At 40.1% G+C, this 26,369-nt stretch carries 29 protein-coding genes; 22 read left to right on the top strand and 7 right to left on the bottom strand.

Annotated elements, in window-relative coordinates; translation table 11 throughout:
* Positions 1–21 precede the first annotated feature (21 nt).
* Positions 22–651: a glycerol-3-phosphate 1-O-acyltransferase PlsY gene (gene plsY, locus AC3A54_RS18555; RefSeq protein WP_487655718.1), complete on the bottom strand. Its 630-nt coding sequence runs from the start codon at positions 649–651 to the stop codon at positions 22–24.
* 109 nt (positions 652–760) lie between these two features.
* On the opposite strand from plsY, the gene AC3A54_RS18560 reads away from it, so the two are divergent.
* The 8 genes from AC3A54_RS18560 to AC3A54_RS18595 all read left to right on the top strand — a co-directional run bounded on the left by AC3A54_RS18560 (position 761) and on the right by AC3A54_RS18595 (position 8,136).
* A complete protein-coding gene (locus AC3A54_RS18560; protein ID WP_487655639.1) occupies positions 761–1,540 on the top strand; it encodes a class I SAM-dependent methyltransferase in 780 nt (259 codons plus the stop codon).
* A 158-nt stretch (positions 1,541–1,698) separates the two neighbouring features.
* Positions 1,699–2,244, top strand: a complete 546-nt coding sequence (locus tag AC3A54_RS18565) for an RNA polymerase sigma factor (protein ID WP_487655719.1) — start codon at positions 1,699–1,701, stop codon at positions 2,242–2,244.
* The gene (locus AC3A54_RS18570) at positions 2,241–2,720 is read left to right on the top strand and encodes an anti-sigma factor family protein (RefSeq protein WP_487655640.1); all 480 of its coding nucleotides are present in this window, start codon (positions 2,241–2,243) and stop codon (positions 2,718–2,720) included. The genes AC3A54_RS18565 and AC3A54_RS18570 overlap by 4 nt, the downstream gene beginning before the upstream one ends.
* Positions 2,717–3,799, top strand: a complete 1,083-nt coding sequence (locus AC3A54_RS18575) for a hypothetical protein (RefSeq protein WP_487655641.1) — start codon at positions 2,717–2,719, stop codon at positions 3,797–3,799. The genes AC3A54_RS18570 and AC3A54_RS18575 overlap by 4 nt, the downstream gene beginning before the upstream one ends.
* A gap of 81 nt (positions 3,800–3,880) precedes the next feature.
* Complete coding sequence (locus AC3A54_RS18580; RefSeq protein ID WP_487655642.1) at positions 3,881–4,807, top strand: hypothetical protein; 927 nt, start codon at positions 3,881–3,883, stop codon at positions 4,805–4,807.
* A 174-nt stretch (positions 4,808–4,981) separates the two neighbouring features.
* Positions 4,982–5,923: a diacylglycerol kinase gene (locus AC3A54_RS18585; protein WP_335532318.1), complete on the top strand. Its 942-nt coding sequence runs from the start codon at positions 4,982–4,984 to the stop codon at positions 5,921–5,923.
* A 140-nt stretch (positions 5,924–6,063) separates the two neighbouring features.
* Positions 6,064–6,609, top strand: a complete 546-nt coding sequence (locus AC3A54_RS18590) for a cysteine hydrolase family protein (RefSeq protein ID WP_487655643.1) — start codon at positions 6,064–6,066, stop codon at positions 6,607–6,609.
* A 63-nt stretch (positions 6,610–6,672) separates the two neighbouring features.
* A complete protein-coding gene (locus AC3A54_RS18595; RefSeq protein WP_487655644.1) occupies positions 6,673–8,136 on the top strand; it encodes a nicotinate phosphoribosyltransferase in 1,464 nt (487 codons plus the stop codon).
* A 282-nt stretch (positions 8,137–8,418) separates the two neighbouring features.
* On the opposite strand, the gene AC3A54_RS18600 is transcribed toward AC3A54_RS18595, so the two are convergent.
* Complete coding sequence (locus tag AC3A54_RS18600) at positions 8,419–9,129, bottom strand: hypothetical protein (RefSeq protein WP_487655645.1); 711 nt, start codon at positions 9,127–9,129, stop codon at positions 8,419–8,421.
* Between the two features lie 137 nt (positions 9,130–9,266).
* Here AC3A54_RS18600 and rlmD point away from each other — a divergent pair, with 137 nt between their 5' ends.
* The 5 genes from rlmD to nagE all read left to right on the top strand — a co-directional run bounded on the left by rlmD (position 9,267) and on the right by nagE (position 14,654).
* On the top strand, positions 9,267–10,637 hold the full coding sequence (gene rlmD, locus AC3A54_RS18605; protein ID WP_487655646.1) for a 23S rRNA (uracil(1939)-C(5))-methyltransferase RlmD: 1,371 nt from the start codon (positions 9,267–9,269) through the stop codon (positions 10,635–10,637).
* Positions 10,638–10,663: 26 nt separating this feature from the next.
* Positions 10,664–11,176 (top strand): YehS family protein, encoded by a 513-nt coding sequence (locus AC3A54_RS18610; protein WP_487655647.1) that lies wholly within the window; start codon positions 10,664–10,666, stop codon positions 11,174–11,176.
* An 18-nt stretch (positions 11,177–11,194) separates the two neighbouring features.
* Positions 11,195–12,109: a Gfo/Idh/MocA family protein gene (locus AC3A54_RS18615; RefSeq protein ID WP_487655648.1), complete on the top strand. Its 915-nt coding sequence runs from the start codon at positions 11,195–11,197 to the stop codon at positions 12,107–12,109.
* Between the two features lie 471 nt (positions 12,110–12,580).
* Complete coding sequence (locus AC3A54_RS18620; protein ID WP_487655649.1) at positions 12,581–13,063, top strand: PTS sugar transporter subunit IIA; 483 nt, start codon at positions 12,581–12,583, stop codon at positions 13,061–13,063.
* A gap of 139 nt (positions 13,064–13,202) precedes the next feature.
* Positions 13,203–14,654 carry an N-acetylglucosamine-specific PTS transporter subunit IIBC gene (gene nagE / locus AC3A54_RS18625; protein ID WP_335544510.1) on the top strand — a complete coding sequence of 484 codons (1,452 nt, stop codon included), beginning with the start codon at positions 13,203–13,205 and terminating at the stop codon, positions 14,652–14,654.
* Between the two features lie 59 nt (positions 14,655–14,713).
* Here nagE and AC3A54_RS18630 read toward each other — a convergent pair whose 3' ends face one another.
* Positions 14,714–15,532: a PRD domain-containing protein gene (locus tag AC3A54_RS18630; RefSeq protein WP_487655650.1), complete on the bottom strand. Its 819-nt coding sequence runs from the start codon at positions 15,530–15,532 to the stop codon at positions 14,714–14,716.
* Between the two features lie 131 nt (positions 15,533–15,663).
* Here AC3A54_RS18630 and AC3A54_RS18635 point away from each other — a divergent pair, with 131 nt between their 5' ends.
* Genes AC3A54_RS18635 through AC3A54_RS18660 form a run of 6 tightly spaced genes read left to right on the top strand, consistent with a single transcriptional unit; the run spans position 15,664 to position 20,459 of the window.
* Positions 15,664–16,263 carry a class I SAM-dependent methyltransferase gene (locus tag AC3A54_RS18635; protein ID WP_335544512.1) on the top strand — a complete coding sequence of 200 codons (600 nt, stop codon included), beginning with the start codon at positions 15,664–15,666 and terminating at the stop codon, positions 16,261–16,263.
* Positions 16,264–16,288: 25 nt separating this feature from the next.
* Positions 16,289–16,789, top strand: coding sequence for a hypothetical protein (locus AC3A54_RS18640; protein WP_487655651.1), 501 nt, complete (start codon positions 16,289–16,291; stop codon positions 16,787–16,789).
* Between the two features lie 47 nt (positions 16,790–16,836).
* Positions 16,837–17,934: a threonine aldolase family protein gene (locus AC3A54_RS18645; protein ID WP_487655652.1), complete on the top strand. Its 1,098-nt coding sequence runs from the start codon at positions 16,837–16,839 to the stop codon at positions 17,932–17,934.
* A gap of 19 nt (positions 17,935–17,953) precedes the next feature.
* Entirely contained in the window at positions 17,954–18,547 is a 594-nt protein-coding gene (locus tag AC3A54_RS18650) for a histidine phosphatase family protein (protein WP_487655653.1), read from the top strand.
* On the top strand, positions 18,519–19,394 hold the full coding sequence (locus AC3A54_RS18655) for an aldo/keto reductase (RefSeq protein ID WP_487655654.1): 876 nt from the start codon (positions 18,519–18,521) through the stop codon (positions 19,392–19,394). Before AC3A54_RS18650 ends, AC3A54_RS18655 begins: the two co-directional genes overlap by 29 nt.
* 45 nt (positions 19,395–19,439) lie before the next feature.
* Positions 19,440–20,459 (top strand): DUF418 domain-containing protein, encoded by a 1,020-nt coding sequence (locus tag AC3A54_RS18660; RefSeq protein WP_487655655.1) that lies wholly within the window; start codon positions 19,440–19,442, stop codon positions 20,457–20,459.
* Between the two features lie 103 nt (positions 20,460–20,562).
* Here AC3A54_RS18660 and AC3A54_RS18665 read toward each other — a convergent pair whose 3' ends face one another.
* Entirely contained in the window at positions 20,563–21,048 is a 486-nt protein-coding gene (locus tag AC3A54_RS18665) for a hypothetical protein (protein ID WP_487655656.1), read from the bottom strand.
* A gap of 223 nt (positions 21,049–21,271) precedes the next feature.
* On the opposite strand from AC3A54_RS18665, the gene AC3A54_RS18670 reads away from it, so the two are divergent.
* On the top strand, positions 21,272–22,738 hold the full coding sequence (locus AC3A54_RS18670) for a PAS domain-containing sensor histidine kinase (protein WP_487655657.1): 1,467 nt from the start codon (positions 21,272–21,274) through the stop codon (positions 22,736–22,738).
* A gap of 491 nt (positions 22,739–23,229) precedes the next feature.
* On the opposite strand, the gene AC3A54_RS18675 is transcribed toward AC3A54_RS18670, so the two are convergent.
* A complete protein-coding gene (locus tag AC3A54_RS18675; protein WP_487655658.1) occupies positions 23,230–23,766 on the bottom strand; it encodes a ribonuclease H-like YkuK family protein in 537 nt (178 codons plus the stop codon).
* Positions 23,767–23,960: 194 nt separating this feature from the next.
* On the opposite strand from AC3A54_RS18675, the gene AC3A54_RS18680 reads away from it, so the two are divergent.
* Positions 23,961–24,374, top strand: coding sequence for an acyl-CoA thioesterase (locus AC3A54_RS18680; RefSeq protein ID WP_487655659.1), 414 nt, complete (start codon positions 23,961–23,963; stop codon positions 24,372–24,374).
* Between the two features lie 117 nt (positions 24,375–24,491).
* A complete protein-coding gene (locus AC3A54_RS18685) occupies positions 24,492–24,656 on the top strand; it encodes a hypothetical protein (protein WP_309856381.1) in 165 nt (54 codons plus the stop codon).
* A gap of 57 nt (positions 24,657–24,713) precedes the next feature.
* On the opposite strand, the gene AC3A54_RS18690 is transcribed toward AC3A54_RS18685, so the two are convergent.
* Entirely contained in the window at positions 24,714–24,824 is a 111-nt protein-coding gene (locus AC3A54_RS18690; RefSeq protein WP_335544520.1) for a methionine/alanine import family NSS transporter small subunit, read from the bottom strand.
* 1 nt (position 24,825) lies between these two features.
* Positions 24,826–26,331, bottom strand: coding sequence for a sodium-dependent transporter (locus tag AC3A54_RS18695; RefSeq protein ID WP_487655660.1), 1,506 nt, complete (start codon positions 26,329–26,331; stop codon positions 24,826–24,828).
* Positions 26,332–26,369 lie beyond the last annotated feature (38 nt).

Here is a 26,369-nt window from a genome sequence, read left to right on the forward strand (position 1 = left end):
ATAGGAGTCAGCCTCATCTTTTTATAGTTTAAAATTGCCGCCGCCCTTCGGGGGAATGCGATCTTTACTTAAATTTTTATCATTAATCTTTGGTTCGATCCCAAGAATGAAATTACGGATATTGGACCGATGGAGATAAATTAAAAAGAATGAAAAGAATAAAAAGATGAGTTCTAAATCTAATTCAGGTGAATAAAAGGAATAGGCAAGCATGCTTAATCCAACAGAAATTGATCCGAAAAACACATACTTGGTTAAAAAAATTATGGCAAAAAAGGAAAGATAGGCAATGACCAACAATGGGAGATTGGCTATTAATAATGCACCAGCGGTTGTGGCAATAGCTTTGCCACCTCTAAACCCTGCAAAAATGGGAAAGCAATGGCCGACCACGGCAAGTAATCCAAAATAGATGGGGTCTACATCCACTTGAAAATATATAGGCAGATAAGTTGCTAAAGCACCCTTTGCAAGGTCGATCAGAAGGACGAAAATAGCAGACTTTTTTCCAAGAACCCGTAACGTATTTGTTGCTCCCGGATTTTTACTTCCAAGTTCCCGGATATCGACACCAAAGAGTAGTCTGCCCACAATCAAAGCAGTGGGAATACTTCCAATTAAATAAGAAGCAAGAAGCAATAACCAAACCACATGCATCAGTCCCTCACATATAATTTTTAATTCTAATAGCATTCTATCACATTTAAATGGTATTATTTTGTTAATATCTCAATATTAGGAAGTGGAGGGGGAAGCTAACATGAGTAAAATTGATTTTGGCCAAGTTGCTTATAGCTATGCCCGATCAAGAGAAGATATTCCCGTCACTTTAATGGAAAGCTTGCAACTGCGCAATATATTTTTTGATGGAAAAATGATCGCTGACCTTGGAACAGGCACAGGTGTACTTGCAAGAAAAATAGCGATGAGAAAAGCAAATGTAGTTGGTATTGAACCATCACAGGAATTGTTAAATCAGGCTGTCTTATTGAATCAAATGAAGAATTTTAATATTCCCTATCTACTGGGAACAGCGGAAGCCACAGGTTTAGAAGATTCTCAGTTTGATATTGTGACGGTAATGAGGGCGTGGCACTGGTTCGATCGTCCGAAGGCTATTCAGGAAATCAAAAGGATTTTAAAAGCAAAAGGGACATTAATTATCATTGATTCTGGATTTCTCTCAGGACCGGATGTGGTGGAAAAGACCTTAAAGGTTATTGAAAAATACGTAGTGAGCGGTTTAACACCGGCTGGTTCAAAAGCGGACTCTAAAATGCGAATTAATGGCTTTCCAGTTGAGTGGTTTGAAGAGTGGAAAAAGGAAGGATTTGAAATTAGAGACTTCTACAAGCTAAATTACACTGTTAGCTTTTCGAAAGTAGAATGGGTGGAACGAGTAGAGTCGATCTCCTGGCTAACGGGGTTAGATGAATCGGTTCGAAAGGAAGCATTAAAGGAATTAACGGACTCTTTACCGGAGGGGGGATCTTTTGAGATTCCTCATGACTGTAATGTTTGTATCTTGCGATTAGAATAAGCAATCTTTTTAGGCGTGCGATCCGTTTCGCACGTTTTTTTATGATGGTCTTCAAGAGAGCATGATAAGATAAAAAATATTTATATAAAAGTGTAGGGGTTTTTGATATACGTTTCGTCTATTGATATGAAAGAACAGAGAGAAAGGGGGAGAGAATCATTAGCGACACTGTATTAATAGAAAAAGTGCGGGAGGGCAATGAACATGCCTTTCGACTTTTGGTTGAGAAGTACAGCAATGACGTGTTCCGGACTGTCTTTGCTGTTCTTCGTGACCAAAAGGAAGCAGAAGATGCCGCACAAGAAGTGTTCATGAAAATCTATACCTCTCTCTCCCAATATGAAAATCAAGGGTTTAAAACGTGGATGACACGAATTGCTGTCAATCATGCGATAGATGTAAAACGAAAACAGGCAAGAAGAAGAGAGGAAGTTGTGGATGCCCTCGAACAACAGGCATTAGGGACACCGAGGGATAGTGTAGAAAAAGAAATCATTGAAAATGATCAACGCAAGCTTGTTAGGAAAAGGCTTGATGAGTTGCCAGAGAATTACCGCGAAGTCATTTATGGGTTTTACATTGCGGAAAAAAGCTATCAGCAAATGGCTGAGGAACAAAAAGTACAGGTGAAGACGATTGAAACCAAGCTGTACCGAGCCCGAAGCTGGATGAAAAAGAATTGGAAGGAGGACGATTTTTCATGAAGCATTACACCTACGATGAATGGCTGCAATATGTAAGGAATGAAATCACTGGTAAGACCCGTGAAGAGTTTGAAAATCATCTTTATACATGTGACCAATGCCTTGAAGTCTACTTGCAAGCAGTAACAGTAAATGAATCATCTCTCCCAATTCTATCAAATGAATCTAGTTTTACCGATGCCGTAATGGCAGAAGTCTCTAAGAAACAAGGTACGGTGCCTGACACCAAACTGGAAGAACAAAAATCCAACAAGAAGAAGCCGTTTTATAAGCAGGCTGCGTTTCATTATTTATTGGCAGCGGCTGCGACGATCTTGTTAACTTTTACTGGAGCTTTCCAATCGCTTGCAACTTATGCAAATTCATTAGAAACAAATCAGGTTCAGGAAAAAAGGCCTTCGATGACAGAAGGGATGATGAATAAAACATTCGCATGGATGGATTCACTAGAAAAAAAGGAGGCAAATAAGAAATGAAAAATCCGACAAAGGCGCTAACATTAAATCTTATTCCTGGTCTTGGTCATATTTATAACGGCAAAGTTTTTCGTGGCTTATTTTATCTTATTGCAGTTGGTATAGCAGCATTTGCAACACTGATTGGTGCAATGAATTATGCAGGAGGAGAAGCCTTCTTAGCCTTTTTAGGAGGGGCTGTCTTCTACATTATTAGCTTTATAGATATGGGACTGCAGATTTCAAAACATAAGGCGGCATTAAAGGCCGCTAATCCGGATGATAGCCAAAATCAAGACTCCGAACGGTTTTATACAATTGTCTTGTCTTTTGTCCCAGGTCTGGGGCACTTGCAGATTGGTCTGATGAATAGAGGCTTGACCCTTTTAGCGGCGTTTTTGGGTCTTGCCGTCATGGTTATTTTTGTAACAGCTATGTCTAATCGTGGCGAGTTTATGGTGTTCTTAGCAGGTTTGCCGATTATCTGGGTGTACGGATTTTTCGATGCTGTCCAACAGGTCAATAAAAAGCAACGTGGTGAGGAGCTAATAGATAGAAGTATTTTAGAGGACTTTGAAATGAGGAAAGAAGACGGAAAGAAGAGTAAATCCATTGCGACCTTTCTTTCTATCTTCCCTGGAGCCGGCCACCTCTATTTAGGCCTACAGCGCAGAGGGATTCAGTTAATGGCTGCGTTTTTATTTTCCATATATATTTTAGATGTTTTACGATTAGGAATCTTCTTGTTTTTAATACCGATTATTTGGTTTTACAGCTTTTTTGATGGACTGCAAAAAGCATCTAGGTACGGTGAGGAAACGATTGAAGATGTGCCGATCATTGCCTATTTCCTTAATCACCAAAAATGGGTGGGTATTGGGCTTGTGATCATGGGAGTGTACTATTTAGTGATGAACGTCTTGCTTCCAGCCTTCTCACCCGTGTTCTCAAGACTATTGGATATTGATGTGATGTACTGGGTTCAAGGTTACTTCCAGCCGTATTTCCAGACAGGTCTTGTTTGTCTGTTATTAATCGGAGGGGGAATCAAGCTATTATCTGGTAGTAAAAAGAAGCGGGAGGTAGAAAGCCATGAGTAAGTGGGGAAAAACGATAACAGGGGTGGTCCTAATCGGAGCCGGAATTGGGTTCCTTTTTAGAAAAGGAAAGGAGGATGAGGCATGAGAACCTGGCGTGTAGGTACATTTTCAATGGGAGGTTCGCTCCTATTTCTTGGTCTTTTCCTCTTTTTTTCAAGGTTTCTTGGGTTTAGTATGGTTCAGGTGATGAGCGCGTGGTGGCCGATTTTATTAATCGTGTTAGGTGTCGAAATTTTACTCTATTTATTTTTGTCACGGCAAGAAAAGCCGATGTTAAAATATGATTTTCTTAGTATTTTCTTTGTGGGACTGATGGGGACGACGGGAATAGCGTTTGCCGTTATTAGCTCGACTGGTCTGATGGACAAGGTGGAGGAATTAATTGCGAGGGAAGAGCGGTCGTTTGAGCTTCCTGCATATTCCTATCAAATGGATGATAGTATCAAACGAGTGGTAGTCAGAACTGTAGGCTATGATATGACGATTGAGGCGACAGAAGAAAAAGAGGTTTCTATGTTTGGTACGTATCGGGTTCAAACAGCGAAGAAGGATAAGCTGTTAAAAACAGCAGAAGATTTGATTTCAGCAAACAAAAGAGGCGATACGTTATATCTGAATGTGAAGACCTTGCCAAATGAGGTGGGGCCGTTTGATGTACAAGGGAATATTGCGGCAACGCTTCTTGTACCAAGTGATGTGAAGCTTGAGGTGATCGGTAACGGCAACGAGCTTACGTTAAAGCCTAGGACGCTCGCAAATGATTGGAATATTGAGAGTGCTTCATCGGTTATGGTCGATGTTGCGAAAAATAGTGATTTGAAGGTAGCGGCAGTTGGAGTCGAAGATGTTCGCGGAAAGGATGGCGAATGGAAGGTATCGGAGGATACGGCTTCTTCTGAAGGCATAGAGAATTCATCTGTGTTGAAAAATGCGGTTTATCAAGCAGGAGAAGGCAAACACCGTATCAATATAGTTAATGCGTATAATGTAAGTCTAAATAGCAATTAGTAGGAAACATCATCTTATTTTTTGCAAAAAAAAATAAAAAGATTATGATAGAAGGTGGACTCTGGAGAGAGAATAGTACTTATGGCCTCGCGTTATGTTTGTAAGCGAGGATAATAATTGGTAGAATATAGAATTGACAGAGTCGTTGTTATTTAAAAAATTAGGATGATGATGATGAAAAGAGCAAGACTAATTTATAATCCAACTTCAGGACGTGAGTTGATTAAGCGTCAGTTGCCGGAGATACTTATGAAATTAGAGGCGGCTGGCTATGAGGCCTCATGTCATGCCACAACCGGAGCAGGCGATGCAACAAATGCGGCGCGCATAGCTGTCGAGCGCAAGTATGACATAGTCATTGCTGCTGGTGGAGATGGAACCATTCATGAAGTGGTTAACGGCTTAGCTGAGCAGGAGTATCGTCCGAAATTAGGTATTATTCCAGCTGGAACAACGAATGATTTTGCCCGTGCGCTTCAAATTCCAAGGGATATTGGAGCCGCTGTCGACATAATCACAAAAGGGGAATTAATACCCGTCGATATTGGTCGTATTAATGAAAAGTATTTTATAAATATCGCAGGTGGCGGAAGGCTTACTGAGCTTACATATGAGGTCCCTAGCAAATTAAAAACAATGCTTGGTCAGCTTGCCTACTACCTAAAAGGAATGGAAATGATTCCTTCAATTAAATCCTCACATTTAAAGCTTGAATATGATGGGAAGCTGTTCGAAGGAGAAGCCATGATGTTTCTTGTTGGCTTGACGAATTCCATTGGAGGATTTGAAAAGCTTGCGCCTGATGCCTCTATTAATGATGGACTGTTTTCATTATTAATTTTGAAAAAGGTCAATTTAGCAGAGTTTATTCGGATATCAACTTTAGCCGTCCGCGGGGAGCATGTGAATGACCCCAATGTCATTTACACACAGGCAAATCGCATTAAAGTGTATTCCGATGATAGGGTGCAGTTAAATTTAGACGGAGAATTTGGCGGACTGCTTCCAGCAGAGTTTGAAAACCTATACCGCCATTTAGAAGTGTTTGTGCCACTTGACCATATTCGCCCGCTAGACAGACCGACAGATTGGGAGCCGGGTAAAAGATATAGCTAACAAGAAGTTCGTTCCATATGGAGCGAGCTTTTTTTCGTAACGTGGAGGTTTATATAGGAGGAAAAACCGGATTAGCTCTAGAATTAAGGTATATAATGGGGTAATAGACAACAGTCAAGACAAATAAGGGGTGTGGGGATATGAAGGCATTGATCAACATTGACTATACAGTTGACTTTGTTGCAGATAGTGGGGCGCTAACGTGTGGAAAACCAGGTCAGGTCATCGAGGAGAAAATCACTCAACTAACGAACGAGTTTATTGAGAATGGTGATTACGTGGTCTTTGCTATTGATGTCCATGACCAGGGGGATGAATACCATCCGGAAACCAAATTATTCCCACCGCATAATCTTCGCGGTACATCTGGAAGAGACTTATTTGGAGCATTAAAGGATGAATATGAGAAAAGTAAGGGCCAAGAAAATGTTATTTTTATGGATAAAACAAGGTACTCCGCCTTCGCTGGTACAGACTTGGAAATCAAACTAAGGGAGCGTGACATTACGGAGGTTCATTTGGTGGGGGTTTGTACGGATATTTGTGTGCTGCACACGGCGGTAGATGCGTATAATAAAGGTTTCAAAATCGTTGTTTACAAGGACGCTGTTGCCTCATTTAATCAAGCAGGACATGAATGGGCACTAGGACACTTTGAACAATCGCTTGGTGCTATGGTGAAATAGTCTAATTAATGATATTATTGTTTGTAATAGTGAGAATCTGTAATAGTATTTCGGAGGGCGATTATGAAACACATTTATCAAGATGATAGTTATACTCTTCATACCGATCTTTACCAGATTAATATGACAGAGACATATTGGAGAGATGGTATACATAATAAACGTGCGGTCTTCGAATTATTTTTCCGCAAGCTACCGTTTGGGAATGGCTATGCTGTTTTCGCTGGTCTTGAAAAGGTCATTCAGTACATTCGAAAATTCCACTTTACGGAAGACGACCTTGAGTACTTAAAAAATGAAGTAGGTTATCAGGAAGATTTTCTTGAATATCTAAAAAATATAAGGTTCACTGGAACCATACGTGGCATGAAAGAGGGCGAACTCGTTTTTGGCAATGAGCCGATTTTACGAGTAGAAGCGCCTTTGGCTGAAGCACAGTTAATTGAAACAGCTTTGCTCAACATTGTGAATTACCAAACATTAATTGCGACGAAAGCTACAAGAATCAAACAAGTTGTGGGCAATGAGGTTGCAATGGAATTTGGGACAAGACGTGCCCAGGAGATGGACGCAGCTATTTGGGGAACGAGAGCGGCTTACCTTGCAGGTTTCGAAGCAACAAGTAACGTGAGAGCAGGGAAATTGTTTGGGATTCCAGTCGCTGGTACCCATGCTCATTCTATGGTTCAAGCATATAAAGATGAATATACAGCATTTCGTAAGTATGCGGAGTCACATAAAGATTGTGTTTTCTTAGCTGATACGTATGATACACTCCGTCTCGGCGTGCCGAATGCGATTAAAGTGGCAAAAGAGATGGGAGATCAAATTAACTTTATTGGGATTCGCTTAGATAGCGGAGACCTTGCGTATCTTTCTAAAGAAGCACGTAAGTTATTGGATGAAGCTGGATTTAAGAATGCAAAAATTTACGCCTCCAGCGATTTAGATGAGTATACGATTATTAACTTGAAGGCGCAGGGTGCAAAAATTGATAGCTGGGGAATTGGTACAAAGCTAATTACTGCCTATGATCAAGCTGCACTTGGTGCTGTTTATAAAATCGTTTGTATTGAAAATGACAAGGGGGAGCTGGAGGATACGATTAAAATTTCCTCTAATCCGGAGAAAGTAACTACTCCAGGCCTGAAAAAAATCTATCGCATTATTAATAATACGAATCACCATGCAGAGGGTGATTATATTGCGATGGAGGATGAGAAACTTCCTGAAAAGCGTCTAAGAATGTTCCACCCCACTCATACGTTCATTAATAAGGTGGTTACAAACTTTACGGCGAAACCACTTCATGAAGATATTTTCGTTGATGGCGAGCTTGTGTATGAGCTTCCGTGTTTGGAAGAATCCCGTGATTACTTGAAGTCGAATTTAGATTCACTATGGGAAGAATACAAACGGATTATGAACCCAGAAGAATACCCAGTCGACTTAAGCCAAAAGTGCTGGGATAACAAAATGAAGAATATTGAAGAGGTAAAAGAGAAAGTAGCTGCGATGAAGGAATAACAGATAGTTGGGCGTCCTGAGAAGGGCGTCTTTTTGGTATTTGTTAAGAAAGAAAATCCGATGAACGACAAAAATAAGAGAATACGGAAAGAAATGTCCTTCATAAAGCCGATGAAGGACAAAACATAAGAGAATATGAGAAGAAATGTCCTTCATATGGCCGATGAAGGACAAAATATAAGAGAATATGAAAAAAACTGTCTTTCATAAGACCGATGAAGGACAAAATATAAGAGAATAAGAAAATAACTGTCTTTCATAAAGTCGATAAAGATCAAAGTCTTAGGATGAAATCTTCAAAAGTGCCAAAAACTCCGGCTCGGGTTTTATTGTTTTTGTCCCCTTCTCTGACCAAAGAATAATCTCCTCATTCTTTTTATAATTGAAGTACACATCAAAGGTTCCAATATCTATTCTACCTTCATTTTTTTGAGCCGGTGCTTTTTCTTTTGAATCATATGCATTGTTAATAAAATGAATAATGGCCTTTATTTCATCAGGGTCAGTAACCTTCTCACAGTCTGACCTTAACGCCTCAGCATGAATGCATAGGCTTTCAGGTGCATGCTCAATCCAAGTGGCAGAATGTAGAATAGGTCTTTGATCGAACATGACTTCTGTTTGCTTGTCCCCTTGATTGTAGCTTGCAGAAACCCATAAATTGACCCCTTTTTTGGTCCACTCTGAATACGCTCCCGACCAATCGTTATCTGGGTCCTTATCATCAAGTGCGGAGCCCTTTAAAGTTAACGTCCAACCATGCTTTGGCAGCTGTTTTTCATAAAATGCAAAAACCTCCCGCCAAGAATCGCCTTCCATCACATACTCACTTCTTGTTGGTTCTAATCCGGGGTATAAGGGGATATCCTTATGCTCTTCAGGAATGATAGACATGCCTTCATAGGTATCGTCAGTCGCAGTTTGATATCCATACCAGCCTGCTGTAAATAATAGAACAATCAAGCAAAGGTAAAGCCAATTTCTTTTTTTCATAGTGGCTCCTCTCAAAACAAATAACGCTATAGGAAAATTTTAGCATAAAACTCATCTCGCATGGGGCCTTGTTTCGTATTCTTCCTCAGAATGTGATACAATTCTTCTAGTCAAAAACGGAGCAAAGGACGAAGCAAATGAGCAGAACAGTACCGGTAAATAAGAACGATTATATAGATGTCATTTTTGAAGATATAACCCATGACGGAGCCGGAGTTGCAAAGGTTGAGGGTTATCCGTTATTCATCCCCAATGGTCTACCTGGTGAAAAAGCGAAGATTAAGGTAATTAAGACCGGTAAAGGATATGGAATAGGCCGGTTAATCGAGCTATATGAAAAAAGTCCGTACCGTGTCGAAATTTCCAGTGATGAAAAACATAAATACGGCGGCTGTCAGCTTGAGCACATTAGCTATGAAGGGCAGCTGAAATATAAAGAAAATCAAGTTCGGCAAGTACTCACTCGGATCGGCAAATTAGAGGATGTGGTCGTACATCCGATTCTAGGGATGGAAGAACCGTTCCACTACCGCAACAAAGCACAGGTACCAGTCGGAGAGAAAGATGGTAAACTGATTGCTGGATTTTTTAAGCCAAGAAGCCATGAAATTGTTGATACCAATGAAAGCTTGATTCAGTTACCTGAGGTGAATGAAGCGGTCCAGGTTGTAAAGGAAATTTGCAGCGAGCTTGGTATTCCTGCCTACCAGGAAGAAAGCCATAAAGGTGTAATTAGGCATATTATGGCTCGCTATGGTAAACAAACGGAAGAACTCATGGTTGTCATCATTACAAGAACCACGGACCTGCCACAGAAAAATCGGCTGGTTGAGGAAATGGTCGCTCGATTGCCTAAGTTAAAATCAATCGTTCACAATGTAAATTCCAAACGAACCAATGTGATCATGGGGGAAAAAACCAGTGTTTTATGGGGGAACGAGGTCATCTATGATTATATTGGTGATGTAAAGTTTGCGATATCAGCTCTATCGTTTTACCAGGTAAACCCTGTACAAACAAAGGTCTTGTATGACAAAGCATTGGAATATGCGAATCTAAGTGGAGAAGAAAATGTCATTGATGCCTATTGTGGCATTGGAACGATTTCTTTATTTTTAGCACAAAAGGCCAAAAAAGTATTTGGTGTAGAAGTGGTTCCTGAGGCGATTGAAGATGCGAAGCGAAATGCGGAATTGAATGAAATAACGAACGCAGAATTTGCTGCCGGAGAAGCAGAGGTTGTGATTCCAAAATGGTACAAGGAAGGAAATACGGCCGATGTTTTAGTAGTGGATCCACCGCGCAAAGGCTGCGATGAAGCATTACTGCAAACGATTATTGAAATGAAGCCGAAGAAGGTTGTCTACGTATCTTGCAACCCAGGAACGTTAGCAAGGGATCTGCGGATTTTAGAAGACGGAGGCTACAGGACAGTAGAAGTCCAACCGGTTGATATGTTCCCAATGACGACGCACGTCGAGTGCTGTGCATGGCTTGTGAGAAAGTAGAAGAAGTATGGAGGGTTCTATTCTAAATGGAAAATAATGATATATTAATACGATTAAGATATGCTTTGGATATAAAGAATACAGATATGGTTGAGATTTTTAAGCTTGGTGGCGTTGAAGTTACAAAAGAGGAAGTCCTTAAAATCCTTACAAAATCAAATGATGATGTAGAGTATGAGGAAGACAATGAGGAAGACAATGAGGAAGACGTAATAAAGTGCAATAATAAGATGTTTGAGTCATTTTTAAATGGCCTTATTACCTTTAAGCGAGGCAAGCAAGAGCCAAAACCCGGCCAACCTGATAGACCGCAATTCTCTAAGGAAAGTGTGAATAATATCCTTTTAAAGAAATTGAAAATAGCACTAACCTTAACTAGTGAAGATATGATTGATATATTTGATAGTGCAGGGATTACGATCACAAAAGGTGAATTAAGTGCTTTATTAAGAAAAGTAGGCCATAAAAATTATAAAGAGTGCGGTGACAAATACGCTAGAAACTTCTTAAAAGGACTAGCTATACAATACCGGGATTAAGTTTGAAGGGGGAACAAAATGCTTAAATTAGGTGTCATTGGTCTAGGGGATATTGCGCAAAAAGCATATCTGCCGGTCTATAGCGGCATGGAAGAGATTGAGTTTCACTTTTATACAAGAAATCAAGAGAAGCTAAGGTCCATTGGCAGCAAGTATCGGTTTGAACATCTTCATTCTGACATGGAGTCCTTAATGAAGAGTGGCATTAGCGGGGCATTTGTTCACTCCTCTACCGCTTCCCATGAGGAAATTGTGGAGGCACTCTTAACACGTGGTATTCATGTGTTTGTTGATAAGCCTATTTCCGATCACTATGATGGAGCGAAAAGGCTTATCGAGCTGGCGGAGGAAAAGGGACTCATTCTTATGACGGGGTTTAACCGGAGATATGCACCTTCTTATACAAAATTAAAAGAAGTGCAGGAGCCAAATATGGTCGTGGTTCAGAAGAACAGAAATAGTTTACCAGGAGAACCGCGGACGTTTATTTATGATGATTTTATTCATGTAGTAGATACAATGAGATATCTATTTCCGTACCCCATTAAAGATTTGATTGTCAACGGAAGAATGGTTGAAGACGCTCTTTATCATATAGTGGTTCAATTCATTGCTAGTGACGGCAGGTCGGCCATTGGCATCATGAATCGGGATAATGGGACGAACGAGGAAATAGCCGAGGTGATGGGGCCGCTTGAAAAAAGAACAGTCCACAATGTGTCCAAATTGACTATTTTAAAGAATATGGAAACAGTTGATGTTCGGAGCAGCGACTGGGAGCCAACCTTATTAAGACGTGGGTTTGAACAGATGGTAGCAGATTTTGTCCAATCGGTACAAACAAATGCGACCCCAGGGATTTCTGCACAAGATGCGCTTAAAACACATGAAATCTGTGAAAAAATCATCCATGAGTTATTGAAAAAATCATAGCGTTAAGAAAATGTTTGCGCTTACATATTGTAATCTTGCAGAAAAATGATATGATAGGGTTATTATTAATAATGATCACATGTTACTGATACGATCAGGCATGGTGGTAAAATGAAAGGCATTTTCATGTCCTTTTATTATGCCTCCATGCCTTTTTTATTTTACTCAGAAAGTATAAAACTCGACTTCGAGAATTGTCCAGTTCCAGCGCCTAGCCAGTTTTCACCCAGAATAATCTACCTTGAGTATCTTGTAACAATCATGGCTTGATAAAGCGATGATTGTTACAGCTCGGGTCAAATAACCTTCTGCAATAAAAGTCAAAGAGCGACTTTTCTTGCAGAAGAACATTTGCCTGTCGGGGCTGACCAAGGCGCTTCCGCTTTTTTTAGTACTAGGAGTTAATACAAGACCGTAAGATAATAATAGGGTTAGATGGACATTTAACCAAGAAAAAAAGGAGTAAAGAAGATGAGATTCAACATATTTAAAAAGGAGAAAGATTCTATTTATGCACCTGTAAATGGAGAAATCCTTCCGCTGAGCGAGGTTCCAGATCCGGTTTTTAGTCAAAAGATGATGGGTGAGGGCATCGCTATGATCCCTGAAGCGGGAAAAGTTTTTTCGCCTGTAAAGGGGAGCGTCATTCTCATTGCAGAGACTAAGCATGCGATTGGTATTCGTGCGGTAGATGGAACCGAAATTCTCATTCATGTCGGTCTCGAAACGGTATCTTTAAACGGGGAAGGATTTACGATTGCGGTCAATGTGGGGGATAAAGTATCTACCGGTCAGCTGTTGATGGAATTTGATTTGGATACGATAAAAAAACGGGCAAAAAGTATCATAACACCTATTGTTATTACAAATAGTAATGAAAATGGCAAACAGTACCGTTTTACACAAGAGAAAAAAGGCATTAAAGGGGAAACCGTTATTATTTATGAGACTTAAAGGAGGTGATGGTGGGGAGAGTAGACTGACAAAACAGCGGCTATTTTGCATTTTTTTAGGAAATTATTTTATTTTTAGTTCGTATTTTGTATGATTGTTGTTTTGTTAGTAGGTCGTCATTTTAAGAGGAGGTTAGATAATGAAGAAATATTTACAGAGAATTGGTCGTTCCTTGATGCTGCCGGTAGCTGTATTACCAGCTGCTGCGATTTTAATGGGTATCGGTTACTGGATTGACCCTACTGGCTGGGGAGCAGACAGTGCGCTCGCCGCTTTCTTAATTAAAGCAGGGGCGTCGATTATTGATAATATCCCAATCCTATTTGCAGTTGGGGTAGCACTTGGGATGGCAAAGGAAAAAGATGGGTCGGCTGCGCTGAGTGGTTTGGTCGCCTATCTAGTTGTTACTACCTTGCTTTCAACCAATACAGTGGCTTTATTACAAGGCATTGATCCAGCAAAGGTAGACCCTGCGTTTGGAAAAATTGGAAATGCGTTTGTAGGGATTCTTTCAGGTATTGTCGCGTCAACGATGTTCAATCGTTTCAGTCATGTGAAATTACCGGATGCATTGGCATTCTTTAGCGGCAAGCGATTAGTGCCAATTATGACGGCGGTTTCGATGTTAGTGGTTTCAGCTGTATTATTTTTCGTATGGCCAGTCATTTTCACTGGATTAGTTTCTTTCGGTGAAGGAATTTCAAAATTAGGTGCGCTTGGTGCCGGCCTATACGGTTTCTTCAACCGTCTATTAATCCCAACAGGCTTACACCATGCATTAAACTCGGTGTTCTGGTTTGATGTGGCTGGTATCAATGACATTGGGAACTTCTGGGCAAGTAAAGGGGAAAAAGGCGTAACAGGCATGTACCAAGCAGGATTCTTCCCTGTTATGATGTTTGGCCTTCCAGCTGCTGCGTTAGCAATGGTTCATACAGCAAAAACAAAGAAGAAAAAACAAGTAGCTTCCTTGATGTTAGCTGCGGGCTTCGCAGCCTTCTTTACAGGTGTAACGGAACCAATTGAATTTGCCTTTATGTTTGTTGCACCAATGCTTTACCTTGTACATGCGATTTTGACAGGTCTGTCATTAGCCATTGCAGCAGCGTTCCATTGGACAGCTGGTTTCGGCTTTAGTGCGGGTCTAGTCGACTTTGTGCTAAGCTTAAGAATACCAATTGCCAATCAGCCATATATGTTACTAGTTCAAGGTCTCGTATTTGCGGTAATCTACTACTTCTTATTCCGATTCATTATCGTTAAGTTCAACTTAATGACTCCTGGTCGTGAGGAAGATGATGACGAGGCTGAAGCTGGCGAAGTGAGTGTTGCTACAGGTGAAAGTAAATTTGCAGTAATGGCAGCACAGATTTATGAAGGATTGGGCGGCGACGCCAATGTGGTTTCTGTCGATAACTGTGTAACACGCTTACGATTAGAAGTAAAAGACATGGATGTTGTGGACCAAAAGAAAATTAAGGCAACCGGTGTTCCAGGGATTAATATCGTTGGAAAACAAAGCATTCAAGTCATCGTAGGAACAAATGTCCAGTTCGTAGCGGATGAAATCATGAAGATTCGCAAGAAATAATAATCATATGGTATGAGAAAACGCTTAGACGTACGAATGGTCTAAGCGTTTTTTTGTCATTATAAAGTTCGTAATCTCTCGATATGAATAGTGATGTATCCCAGTTCGTGTTCGGGAAGGTGGATGCTGTATTGTTCTGTGAGAAGCTTCGCGACGTTTTTTGCACATTGATAGGAGACTGCGAACTTCTTTTTGATCATGGTCAGCATTTCATCGTCCATTACGGGCTGCCCAGAATGGCTGCTTCTAGAAAGTGTAAAACGGAGATGGGTCAGTAATCGTTGATACGATAGGTCTTCCTCCTCAATGGATACGTGAAGACACGCTTTAATCGCATGTATCATTTCGCCAATAATCGCCGTTTGCCGCAGTGTTTGCTTCATATCTCCACCATGCAGTTTAGCTGTATGAATGTGAAGTGCCAAATAGGCTGCCTCATCAACAGGCATTTTGATAGTGGTCCTATTCTCAATATGTTTGATGGCCCACATTCCGATATCAAACTCTTTTCTATAGAGCGTCTTTATTTCATGGAACAGTTTGTTTTTCAACTGGATGCCTTGAACCACCCTTTCAATTGCAAAGGATAAGTGATCGGTAAGGGCAATGTGGACATGGTCATTTAATTTGGACCCAAGAGCTTCCTCTGCATATGTGATGATTTCCTCAGCGAGGGCAAAATGTTCCTCAGGAATTTTAAGCAGTAGCTGCTGAAATTTCTCGTTTTCTTTCATGATGAATAGCTTTTCAATTTTATTTGGATTAATAATGTCATTTCTTTTCTTTTGAAAAGCGATGCCTGCCCCGATAGCAATTTTCTCTTCATTGTTATCAGAAACCACAACAGCATTATTATTTAAGATTTTTTTTATTTTCAAAAGGGCGTCAGCTCCATAGTAATCCGATTTATTCTACATTTCTACATGGTTCTCCTTTTTCCTTCTTTGATATGGGATAATATGAAAAGAGGTTTGATTTTATTGAGTTTTTTAATAGGTAGGAGACAGCCATGAAGGAACATTATTATGATAAATTACTAAACATAAAAACAAAAGAGGTACAGCAGGGATTTCATAAATCTTTGCACTATCATCGGTATGAACCGACACCTTATAGTGCACTTGAGGTGTTATTTGAAAAATATAAGTTAAATAACCAAGATCATATTGTGGACTTTGGCTGTGGAAAAGGACGTCTTAATTTTTATATCCACTATTTCTTCGGTGCTTCGGTGGTAGGGGTGGAAATGGATAATGAGCTCTATCAGGCTGCAGTTCAAAATCAAAAAACATATTCGAAAAAGACTAGTAGGGAAAAGGTTCACTTTCTTTGCTGTTTAGCAGAAGAGTACGAAGTGCAGCAAGAAGACAATCGATTTTACTTCTTTAACCCTTTTTCTGTTCAAGTATTTAGAAAGATTATTAATAATATTTTGCGTTCCTATGAACAATCACCACGGGAAATCGAGCTGGTTTTATATTATCCAGCGGAAGATTATATTTACTTTTTAGAAAAGGAAACAGCTTTTGAATGGATCGAGGAAGTGGTTCTGCCGTATGTTTATGAAAAGAATCCGAATGAACGATTTTTAATTTATCGATTAGGATAGTAAGCGAAAGGAGTGAGGCACTTTCATGTATCACCGTATCTGGACGGTAGCCAACATTTTATTAATTGTTCTATCGGTTGTGTATATATGGTTATTCCGCCCGCATGATAGTACATTAGTTGTAACAGGTCAAACATTAGCACAGTTGGGTGTCATTTTGTTTTTGATTAATATCAACATGTATTTCATATTTCTAGTTATCAGAAATACATCCATCCGTAAGGTGAAAATACGCCTTGCAAAGTTTTCCCGATACTTAATGAAATGGCATATTAAAATTGCTTTGTTAGCAACAACGATCATCTTGGGACACGTATGGATCAACCTATATGAGTTTAGTCGAATACTGGGGTTCAATCATGTGAAATTGTTAAGTGGATACCTGGCGTTGGTATTCCTGGGTATTACTCTCGCTGCCGGGTATTTGCGTCATAAAAAGGCTTCAGGGTTCAGGAGGAAATTCCACCTTATATCGGCGATGATTTTCCTTGCAGCCTTTGTGCTTCATATGTTTGTATTAGTTTAAGTGAGTGTATTTTATACATGGGGAAAAAGTAGGGAAGGACGTTGACTATGAATGAAAATAAGACATTATTAGATGCATTTAAAGAGACGGAATATCAATTACCTGGTCACGGAAATCGAGACATTCAGGTCCTAAAAGAGGCTTTTGCGAATGTGGATGGGGATTTGGAAAGTGATATGTATGGGAAAGGCAAGATCATCGAGGATTTCCAAGCGAAAATAGCAGAATATTTAGGGAAAGAAGCGGCTGTGTTTTTCCCAAGTGGAACGATGGCGCAGCAAATTGCCTTACGGATTTGGTGTGATCAAAAGGGTGTCAAAAAGGTTGCTTATCATCCATTGAGTCATTTAGAAATCCATGAAGAAGATGGTTTAAAGGAATTGCATCATATCGAGCCTGTATTGCTGGCAGATAAAAGTAGAGTTATTAGTTTGGATGATGTCGTTGGTATGGATGAGGATATTGCTTGTTTATTGCTAGAATTACCACAGCGTGAGATTGGCGGTCAATTGCCGGATTATCGAACACTTGAGGAGATATCAGCTTACTGTCGTGAAAAAGGCATCAAATTGCATCTAGATGGGGCAAGACTCTTCGAAATTATTCCTTACTATCAAAAGTCGGCTGAGGAAATATGTTCTCTTTTTGATAGTGTGTATGTCTCTTTTTATAAGGGGATTGGAGGCATTGCTGGAGCCATTCTTGCAGGTGAAAATGCCTTTACAGAGGAATCAAAAGTGTGGAAAAGACGCCATGGAGGGGATTTAATAAGTCTTTACCCTTACTTAATCAGTGCCGATTATTATTTTGATCAAAGGATTCCTAAAATGGCCCAGTATTTTGAGGAAGCGAAGGAGCTGGCAGCACTTTATAATCAATGCCAGGCAGTCGAAACCAAGCCGGCAATACCGGTTTCTAATATGTTCCATGTGCATGTACATGTTTCCAAACAAGAACTGGAGCCGATTCTTTTAGCTGTATATGAGGAAACAGGGCTAGGATTGACCAGCTATTTACGAGAAACCCACGCGGAGGAATGCTACTTCGAGGTGAATATAGGCGATCGATTTGCGGCTGTTCCCAAAGAGAGACTCAGAAAGACCTTTGAAGTTCTTGATGAAAAAATAAGAGCAATTAGAAAGTAGAGTTTGGGGGGAGGAATGGATGGCTCGAAGGATTTATGTGGTCAGGCATTGTGAGGCGGAAGGGCAGCCAAGGGAGGCTCGCTTAACGGATAAAGGCGTCCAGCAGGCATCTGAGTTAGTGGAATTTTTTTCGGAAATTGAAATCAACCGAATTGTTTCCAGTCCATTTATACGAGCGATTTATTCCGTGAATCCGCTGGCTGAATTGAAACAAATCGAAGTGGAAACGGATGAACGGTTAACTGAGCGAATCTTGAGTACAAAGGTATTGGAGGATTGGCTGGAAAAACTACAAGCCACCTACAATGATTTGGAGTTAACATTTGATGGAGGCGAGTCGACCCGTGAAGCAATGGCGAGGGTTGTAAGTGTGGTTGAAGAGGTATTAAATGGTGAAGTTGAAAATACCCTCATCGTCACACATGGGAATTTGATGTCTTTACTACTGAAAAACTATCAGTCTGATTTTGGTTTTGTACAATGGCAAAAGCTTAGTAATCCGGATGTCTTTCTTTTGGAGTTTGATGAAAATGAAGTTTTGCTGAAGCGATTATGGCAGGAGAAAGAGGTGATCGTGGCTTCTCATGATTTATCAAAAACTAGGAAAAACTGAGGTTAACATTCCAGTTCTAGGTCAGGGCACTTGGAAATATGGAGAAAATAAGCATGAAGCAAAGGAAGAAATCAAAGCATTAAGATTCGGAATAGAAAATGGAATGACTTTGATTGATACGGCTGAGGAGTATGCCAAGGGTGGTGCGGAACGGATTGTCGGTGAGGCCATTCAAGACTGCAGGAAGGATATTTTTCTAACGACAAAGGTGTCTGCGAAAAATTGCTCCTATCAAGGTGTGATTGAAGCCGCTGAGGCAAGCTTAGAAAGGCTAAAGACCACTTATATTGACTTATACCTGCAGCATTGGCCGAGTGCGCAACATGAGGTAGAGGAAGTAATGCGAGCGATGGCTTACCTAGTAGATAAAGGACTAGTAAAATATATCGGAGTGAGCAATTTTACTCCGGAGTTAATTGATGAAGCCCAGGCGGAGTTGGGTAACCGTTTGCTCGCATGCAACCAAGTGGGCTATCATTTAAATGACCGGCGGATTGAAAACAATGTCCTTCCTTACTGCCAGGCGAAAGGGATTACTGTTATGGCCTATTCTCCTTTTGGTTATGCACCAATGTTTTTTGGTAATCAGGGATTCCCGCAACCAGGATCAAAAGAGCGGATAGCACTAGATGAAATGGCTGCCAAATACGAGAAAACCGCCTACCAATTAGCTTTAAACTGGATTCTCAGAAAAGATGGGCTTGTGGCAATCCCGAAGGCAAAAGATATAACTCACATAAAAAGTAATTTAGAAGCATTGGGATGGGAATTATCTGCTGAAGATGTAGAACAAATAGAATGGCTGTTTCCTAAACCAAAAGAAGGTTTACCCTTACAAAGGTATTAATAGAGTTAAAAGTATGAACGGTGTCAGGCACCATAGGAGTAAAAGATGAATTCAATAGAGTTAAATAAACGGTTGGATGTGCTCGATTATTTGCGGGGGTTTGCTTTATTAGGGATTATTTTAGTGAATATTATTCCGTTGTTGTCTGTTAAGCTCCCTGAACCTGGCACCATGGATGCTTCTTACTGGCGATTTCTTTATTTATTTGTTGAAGGTCGCTTTTATACCATATTTACTTTTCTATTCGGTGTTGGGTTTTATATATTTATTTCACGTGCCGAGGCGAAAGGGAAAAAGGGAACCATGCTGTTTTTACGACGCATGTTTGTACTTTTTCTTTTTGGGTTGATTCATGTAAAGTTTCATCCTGGAGAAGCGTTGACCATTTATGCCGTTAGCGGCTTCATTATATTACCTTTTTATCGGGCACCTAAGTTGGTCAATTTTTTATTTGGCCTAGCAATGCTGCTCGCTTTAAGTCTTTTTTCGGCTAAAGTTTTTATGGTAGTTCCACTAATGCTCTTAGGGATTGCAGCTGGACAGTATCAAGTGTTTGAGGGGATCTCGCAACAGTGGAAGAAGGTAGCTATTTTCACAGGGATTATGTTTGTATTAAGTATGGTTGGCCTCTTATATCAATATCAACTTAGCCCGACGGTGTTTGAACAACTAGGTTACAGTCATTCCTACAAAATGAGGCAGTTTATTAATTTCGGTATTACCATCGGACCAATTGTGTCTGCATTCTATGTGGGACTGCTGGTGTTGTTGCTACAAATTCCACCCGTTCAGAAAGTGCTAACGCCACTAAAAAGCTATGGTAGGATGGCCCTGACAAATTATATTTTACAAACGGTTTTCATGTTATTGGCTGGAAAGGTACTAAACCTATACGGGCAGCTGTCATATACTCAATCATTTTACCTTTGTTTAATTATTGTAGTCATTCAGTTGACCTTCAGTAGCATTTGGCTCTGCTTTTTTCGGTTTGGACCGCTCGAATGGCTGTGGAGAATGGCGACGTATTTCGAGCGACTGCCGATTCGGAAACGTGATTCAGTCTAGGCGAAACTGATGGAGACCAATCAGTTAAAGAATAAGGCCGGTACTCCTCTTTGTAAAATCGGAGGGGGAACCGGCCTTCCTTGTTTCATGAAATCATCTGCTGTTATTTCTTAATTTCTACATCATGTTCTTTTGCTAGTTTATCAAGCTTATTCTGATAATCGCGAATATGTTTTCTTGCATCTGCCAGCATGTCGTTCGCTTGTTGAATGAGGGCTGGGTCCTGTTCTTCTAAAGCCTGTTTAATAGTAGTAAAGGCTTTAAATTGGATGTCCGCGCCTTCGATATAAATCTCGTGAATATCCTGTAATTCCTCCGTTTCGATGTTAACAGAATCTAGCTCTTTAATAAACTCGTTGTAATTAGGGATAACGTCCTTGGTTAATGCATCATACATCGTTTGATCATCGGTATAATTTGCCCCAGAAACGCCCTCATAAGCAGAAACGGCCGCACTTTCCAATTTGCCTGCTTCTTTCATTTCTTTATTCACATAATTAAGCAAATCATCATGTATAGGATCCCCGCCGCATCCTGATAATAAAAAAATAAATGGTAATAAAATCAATGCCAATAGACCTTTTTTCAATTAGCCACCCCCTTAATTCAAAATTTATGAGGGTAAGGAAGTCCAATATGATAGGGAGAACAAATTAAATATTGTAGTTTTGAAGAAAATGTCCGTGTGGAATGGATAAATCGCAAAAAGTATCTTTCTTTGGTGCCTGACACCCACCAAAAAATACTTCTTTTCTTTGTCGCAAAGTTCTGTAAAATGGAAGGTAGAGATTAATGTGTTTGGAGAGATATTTGTGGCTAAGAGTTTCCCTATTTTTGGAAAAGAGAATGAGTCTGTTGTCTATAATCCTGATGAATTAATCGATCTTTTTCTTAATTGTACGGCTGATGGAATCTGTATTGTTGATATGGAGAATCGGTTTATTCGAGTGAATGGCATGTATACGAAAATTTTCGGCTATACAGAGGAAGAGATCCTTGGGCGGAGATTTGAGGAATTCCCCAACCCTGACGTTGTGAGTGGAATAATAAGCGCGGTAAAACAAGGGGAGTTTTTCCATGACATTGTGACTCAACGTTATCATAAAGATGGTCGAGTGCTTGATATAGCTGTGTCCTATTCTCCTTTTCGAAACGTAGCGGGGGATATTATTGCCGTAATAGCCATTTACCGTGATATCACGGAGCATATAAATACAGAAAGAGAATTAAAGAGAACACGTGAACTGTATCGATTAATTACCGAGAACACTACAGATATGATTAAGCTTTATTCCAAAGATAAAGAGATCCTCTATGCAAGCCCTTCTCATGAAAAAGGGGTTGGTATTAAACCAGAACAACTAATTGGTCAAGATGTGTATGATCTCATCCTTCCGGAGGAAAAAGAAAACTTTGAACAAGTATACCAAAGGTTAATGGAAACAGGTGAACCTCAACTACTTCAAGTGAAACTAAAGACGGGCGATAATAAAGTAATAGATTCCGAGACTACAATTACGCCTATCTTTAATGAGCATAATGAGGTAGAATGCTATGTTACAGTTGGACGAGATGTGACGGACAGGGTAAAAAATGATGATGCTTTACGGAATTTAGACCGACTTTCAATTATTGGTCAATTAGCAGCCGGGGTCGCGCACGAGATACGTAATCCTTTGACATCATTAAAAGGATTTTCCAAGCTATTAAAAAGTACACCTAATAAAGAGAAGCAGGATAATTATTTGTCCATTATAATGAATGAGCTTGACCGGATTGATATGATCGTCAATGAGTTTATGTCACTAGCAAAACCACAGGCCATTCAATTTGAAAGGAAAGGCCTACATTCCATTTTAGATAGTACGATAAATATTTTGCACCCGCAAGCATTATTGCATAATGTTCAAATCATCAACCATGATATTAATCAGGCAGATGATATTGAACTATTATGCAGCCCTAATCAACTGAAACAAGTCTTTGTTAATTTTCTTAAGAACGCCATCGAATCCATGCCGAGTGGAGGGAATGTCCATGTTTATGTAGAAAAATTAACGGGGAAAAGAGTTCAGATTAGTTTTGCTGATGAAGGCATTGGGATTGACTCGCACGTAATGGGATATTTAGGAACGCCATTCTATACAACCAAGGACAAGGGAATTGGGCTTGGTCTAACCGTTAGCAACAAAATCATCCAAGAACACAACGGAACCATGAAAATTGAAAGTGAACCAGGCAAAGGAACGACAGTAAAAGTTCAACTCACCTATATTTAATTAGGCTCTTTTCGTAAACTTTTGAGCCATCTATCATTTTTGTTCCTGATTCAAAACCAACTTCGGACAGAGTAGGCTGAGAAAGCAGAAACATTGTCAGAAGACAGGTCAACTTCGGACAGAGTAAGCTGAAAAATCAGAAACACAGTCAGAAGACAGGTCAACTTCGGACAGAGTAAGCTGAAAAAGCAGAAACACAGTCAGAAGGCAGGTCAACTTCGGACAGAGTAGGCTGAGAAATCAGAAACATTGTCAGAAGACAGGTCAACTTCGGACAGAGTAAGCGGAAAAACCAGAAACACAGTCAGAAGGCAAAGCAACTTCGGACAGAGTAAGCTGAAAAAGCAGAAACACAGTCAGAAGGCAGGTCAACTTCGGACAGAGTAGGCGGAAAAAGCAGAAACACAGTCAGAAGACAAAGCAACTTCGGACAGAAAAAGGGTGTCAGGCACCGCTCATGGACAAAGGTCCTTGTGTAGTGCCAGGCACCCTTATTTTGTGTATCGGTTCGCATAGCTTGAGGCGACGAAGGCGTCCGGCTTGATTTTAGGCTCTACTCCCATGGATTCTATTCTAGTGACCATTTCTCTGACAAATTCACTCGTTTTATTCCGTTTTCCGGCCCCGATATCAATATGGCCTTCCATAGTAAAAGTAGCTCCATGGTATAAATGAGGAAGGACAATAGAGATTAATTCATTTTTTCTTTCTTCCGTGAACAGAGAGACGATCTCTTCTGTTAAAGACAACTCCAGTGATATACGTTCATGGAGATGTGTCATTTTTCGGGGAACAACCACTTTTCTAATACAAGCCCATACACCTTTACCCTCATTCTGAATCACAATTCCGGTAATAAAGACCGTATTCGATTTGTGGACCTGTGAGTCTGTCCCTACCATCAGGCGGTAGTTTCCGTTTGGATCGAACTGCATAAATGTAATAATCCGTAGAAATACCTGTTCAAATGTCATTCCAGTCTCTTGAAGGTTCTGAAATGAAGGGGAATGAACTGAATAGTTTTTCATAAAAAAGCACCACATCTTTCCTTTCCGTTTGAAAAGTTTAGACTCAACTCTTATTGCTATCTTATGGGAAGCGGTGTGTTGTCGTGCCATCTTTAGTGAGGTAGTGTGGAAAGGGCGGGCAGGTATCCATCTATTCTGCAGCGAATTATTGATAGGTGGTTTCTTATCAATTGAGGAGGGGGAGGGATGAAAGTTTGGCCTATTCAGAGCTATTCATCGTAGCGGAAGCCAACCGGGGTCACGTAAGTAATGTAAAGCTATTTGAGTATTTAGATGAGGGGCGCAAGTGGTGGTACCGATATTGTGTCTCTCTCGGGGTTGAAGCGGTGGTTGTACATATTGGGGTCGATTATAAAAAAGAAGTATTCAATCATGATCGATTATGGGTTCAAACGTCTCTGGAGCGGATAGGAAATACAAGTTTTACACTGAAGCAAACGATGACGAATGAGCAGCAAGAGGGAATGGTAGCTGCGGAAGTAGTTCTTACAACGATTAATCGTCAAACAAGGCAGAAGGTGCCAGTACCTGATGAGATTCGTAATCTGTTAAATAGCGATTCTAATTTGACAGAGGAATATACTGCTGGGAAGAATGAGAAGGGATAGCGCTTTTCCCAGTTCGTCCGAAAGTTCTTCTTAAAAACAATTATATGCCTATCAATCTTTGTGCCAGTCCAACATTAGATAAAGAAACAAGAGATTTCTAGATAAGGATGATGGAAAATGGCAAAAAGAAATAGGGGAAAAACGATTAGTTATCTGCCTTCAAATGGTCGTGGGACATGCCCATTGTGCAGTAGGACGGGAGTAAAGCTTCTTTACACACAGAAGACAGAAACAAACCAAACCATCAAAGTCTGTAAGTTTTGCCGTCCAAAAAAATATTGAGCGAACGGCATGAAAAAAGGATTGAGCAGCAGAACTGCTCAATCCTTTTTGTGTGTATTAGGCCTTTGCCTTTTTTGATACTCTGACTACATTGAGGATGCTAGCTGCTAGACCGCCCCATAAAATGACCATCCCAACAATCATCATAGTAAGTGCACTTCCTGACATATTAAGCAACCCCCCTTTTTTCTTCTGTATTGGCAGATGCTTTCCAACCTTTAAGAGATAGTAGGATACCAATAAGAATTGTCACTGCCACTACCAACAGACCTGCATACATAATAAGCTCTGTAGGATAATTTTCGTAATTTTGCTTTAAGTTTTGACGAATGTTATCAAACATCATATAACCCAAAACAAGTGGTGTAACGACACCAAGGCATACTTTCCACCAAGTACCTACACGTAGGTCAGAAATTTCATTTGTATGTTTTTGTAAACCGGTTAACCCTTTGAAGAACCAAGCAACCAAGATTACTTCAATAAGTCCAGCAAATACAATTCCAAAGTTGTTAATGAAATAATCAACCACATCTAGTAAATACAATCCGCCGTGTGTTGCGAAAAGAAGAGAAATAACCGTTGCTGTTAGTCCGCCAGTTAAGACTGCTTTTGTACGTGATACATTGAATTTATCCTGAACAGCAGCTACAAATGTTTCTACGATGGAAATAAGTGACGTCATTCCAGCAAAAACTAAAGATAGGAAGAACAATACACCGAATAATCCATTTAAGCCAGGGAACTCGTTGATGATGCTTGGGAATACAACGAAGGCTAGTCCAATTCCACTGCTAACCACTTCATCAATTGGTACTCCCTGTTGCTTTGCCATAAATCCAAGTGCTGCAAACACTCCAATGCCAGCAAGTAATTCAAATCCAGAGTTGGCAAAAGCTGTGATGAATGCATTGTTATTAATGTCTGATTTTTTTGGTAGATAACTAGAGTAAGTAATCATGATGGCAAATCCAATAGATAAGGAGAAGAAGATTTGTCCATAAGCGGCAATCCAAACTTTTCCGTTTAAAATCATATCCCAATTCGGTTTGAAAAAGGCATTTAATCCACTAGCTGCACCATCAAGAGTTAAAGCACGAACGACGATTACTAAAAACATTACTACAAGAGTTGGAAGGAAAATCTTATTAAGCCTTTCAATTCCTTTTGAAACTCCACGAAATAAGACAAAAAGAGTAACTGCCCATACAAAAAGTAATGGAGTGACAATTCCGGAAACAAGTCCTCCAATTTCACCTGGTTTATCAGATAACTGTAGAACTTTTCCAAATAAGAACTTGCTAGGATCTGATCCCCACTGAGTACCAAATGAATAAATCGTATATTTGATAGCCCATGCGATGATAACAGAGTAGTAAGTACAAATAACAAAGGCGATTAATACCTGCCACCAACCAAGCCATTCTGCTTTTTTGTTCAACCGGAACAATGATAGTGGTGAGGAACCTCTGTATTTTTGACCAATTGTGAATTCTAAAATTAAGATGGGAATTCCTGCTGTTAAAATGGCGAATAGATAAGGTAGGAAGAAGGCTCCTCCTCCATTTTCATAGGCAACGGCTGGGAATCTCCAAATATTCCCTAAACCTACTGCCGAACCAACTGCCGCCATGATAAATCCGTATCTTGACCCCCACTGCTGACGTTTTTCCATACTATGTTTCCCCCTATGTGAATATACTTTTATAAAAT

The organism is Neobacillus sp. Soil_C_43 (assembly GCF_057656715.1).